General features: G+C 66.3%; 3 protein-coding genes. All 3 read right to left on the reverse strand.

The window, feature by feature from the left end:
* Positions 1-613: ABC transporter permease subunit (locus CC207_RS27765; RefSeq protein WP_256582114.1), on the reverse strand; the 613-nt coding region annotated here is incomplete at its 3' end.
* Positions 610-2,535, reverse strand: a complete 1,926-nt coding sequence (locus CC207_RS18260) for an extracellular solute-binding protein (RefSeq protein WP_028688955.1) — start codon at positions 2,533-2,535, stop codon at positions 610-612. The genes CC207_RS27765 and CC207_RS18260, both read right to left, overlap by 4 nt.
* Positions 2,536-2,548: 13 nt before the next feature.
* A partial coding sequence (locus tag CC207_RS18265) for a peptidylprolyl isomerase (protein ID WP_088852528.1) occupies positions 2,549-2,821 on the reverse strand: 273 nt, incomplete at its 5' end.

The raw sequence follows: 2,821 nt of genomic DNA on the forward strand, positions 1-2,821 counted from the left end.
CCAGCAGGCTGAGCTGGTCGAAGTCCTCCGACACCAGGCCGCGCACCGGGAACCAGTTGAGCGAGGTGCCGCCGGCGAACAGCACGATCAGCAGCAGGGCGAACAGGAACGAGGGCAGGGCGTAGCCGATCACGATCAGCGCGCTGCTCCAGGCGTCGAAGCGGCTGCCATGGCGCACCGCCTTGCGAATGCCCAACGGGATCGACACCAGGTAGGTGATCAGCGTGGCCCAGAAGCCCAGCGACAGGGTCACCGGCAGTTTCTGCACGATCAGCTCGGTGACCGTGGCGCCGCGAAAGAAACTCTGGCCGAAGTCCAGCCGTGCATACTGGCCAAGCATCAGCCACAGCCGTTCGGGCGCGGACTTGTCGAAACCGTACTGGCGCTTGATCTCCTCGATCAGCTTCGGGTCCAGACCGCGGGTGGCGCGGGACTCGCCCTGTACTGCCTCGACGCGGGCACCCGGCGCGCCGCCGCCGATGCCCTGCAGGCGCGCCACGGCCTGTTCCACCGGCCCGCCGGGCGCGGCCTGGACGATGGCGAAGTTCACCAGCAGGATGGCCAGCAAGGTGGGGATGATCAGCAGCAGGCGGCGCAGGATGTAGGTGGTCATGGCATGCTCCGCAAGCGCTCGGCCATCCGCGGGTTGGTCAGGGCCCGGGGGCTGACTTCCCACCAGGTGTCCAGGCCTTCGTCATAGGCCGGCTGTACCTTGGGCAGGCCGAAGCGGTTCCACCACACCGTCGAGCTGCCCGGCGGGTAGTAGTTGGGAATCCAGTAGTAGTTCCATTGCAGCACCCGGTCCAGGGCGCGGGCGTGGCGCTGCATGTCGGCCTGGCTGGTGGCGCGTACCAGGCCGTCGAGCAGGCGGTCCACCGCCGGGTCCTTGAGCACCATCAGGTTGTTCGAGCCCGGATCATTGGCTGCGGCGGAACCGAAGTAGTTGTACTGCTCGCTGCCCGGCGACAGGGTCACCGGGTAGCCGGTGACGATCATGTCGTAGTCGCGGGCCATCAGCCGGTTGACGTACTGGGCAGAGTCGACGTTGCGGATGTTCAGTTCGACGCCGATCTGCGCCAGGTTGCGCTTCCACGGCAGCAGCAGGCGTTCCATCCCCGACTGGCCATTGAGGAAGGTGAAGCTCAACGGCTGGCCCTGGGCATTGACCAGTCGATCGCCCTGGGGATGCCAGCCGGCGTCCTGCAGCAAGGCCAGGGCCTTCAGTTGCTGCTGGCGGATGATGCCGGAGCCATCGGTGACCGGTGCGTTGAATACCTGGCTGAACACCTGGTCCGGCACCTGGCCGCGCAGCGGTTCGAGCAGCTTGAGCTCCTCGGCGTCGGGCAGGGCGCGGGCAGCCAGGGGGGTGTTCGAGTACAGGCTCTGCTGGCGGATGTACATGTTGCGCATCATCTGCCGGTTGCTCCATTCGAAGTCCCAGAGCATGGCCAGGGCCTGGCGCACGCGGCGGTCCTTGAACTGCGGCTGGTCCAGATTGAACACGAAGCCCTGGGCGATCTGCGGCTTGGCCGGAGCCAGGTGGGCGCGCTGCAGGCGCCCGTCATCCAGCGGGGCACCGTTGTAGCCGAGGGTGTAGGCGGTGGCGGAATACTCGCGGTTGTAGTCGTAGCCTCCACCCTTGAGCACCTGGCGGGCCACCTCGGTGTCACCGAAGAATTCGACGCCGATGCGGTCAAAGTTGTACAGCCCGCGGACGACCGGCAAATCCCGCGCCCACCAGGTCGCATCGCGCTCGAAGGTGATGCTGCGGCCGTTGTCGATCCTGCTGATGCGGTAAGGGCCGCTGCCCACCGGCTTGTCGAAGCCGGCGCCGTTGGCGAAGTCGCGTTGCTGCCAGTCGTGCTCGGGCAGCACCGGCAGGCCGGCCAGCTCAAGGGGGAGCGTACGGCCATGGGGCTGTTTCAAGTCGAAGCGCACCTGACGCGGGCCTTCGACCGTGACCGCGGCGACATCGGCGAACTGGGTACGAAACTTGAGGCTGCCCTGGTTCATCAGCAGCTCGTAGCTGAAGCGTACGTCTTCGGCCCGTACCGGCTTGCCGTCGGCGAAGGTGGCGCGGGGGTCGAGGTAGAAGCGCAGCCAGGCGTCATCGGGGCCGCGCTCCATGCGCTGGGCGACAAGGCCGTATACGGTGTAGGGCTCATCAAGCGAGCGCACGGCCAGCGGTGCGTACAACCAGCCATCGACCTGGCTGACGCCGATGCCTTTGTCGATGTAGGGCAGGACATGGTCGAACTGGCCGATCTCGATGGCCGAGCGGCGCAGGCTGCCGCCCTTGGGGGCGTCGGGGTTGACGTAGTCGAAATGGTGGAAATTCGCGGGGTAGCGCGGGGCTTCGGCGTAGACGGTGAGGGCGTGGGTGGGGGCGGCATGGGAGGTGGCAGTCAGGCACAACAGCATGAACCCACACAACAACTGTGGGAGCGGGTTTACCCGCGAATGCGTCAGCTCAGGCAACGATGTTGCATGGACCGGCGTATTCGCGGGTGAACCCGCTCCCACAGGGTACGTCATCGGCTGCGATGACTTAGTCCTGACGGCTGGTCACTTCCAGCAGGTGGTAGCCGAACTGGGTCTTCACCGGACCCTGGACGACATTCAGCGGCGCGCTGAAGACCACGGTGTCGAACTCGCGAACCATCTGGCCCGGGCCGAACGAACCCAGGTCGCCGCCCTGACGGCTGGACGGGCAGGTAGAGTGGGCCTTGGCGACTTCGGCGAAGTCGGCGCCGCCTTCGATCTGTGCTTTGAGTTCGTTGCACTTGTCTTCGGTGGCAACCAGGATGTGGCGGGCGGTGGC

This window comes from Pseudomonas sp. DrBHI1, from assembly GCF_002205115.1.
Classification (GTDB): domain Bacteria; phylum Pseudomonadota; class Gammaproteobacteria; order Pseudomonadales; family Pseudomonadaceae; genus Aquipseudomonas; species Aquipseudomonas mosselii.

Bases quoted from the DNA above. Each gene is read 5' to 3' on its own strand.
- CC207_RS18260 (WP_028688955.1), bottom strand. From the start codon at position 2,535: ATGACGTACCCTGTGGGAGCGGGTTCACCCGCGAATACGCCGGTCCAT.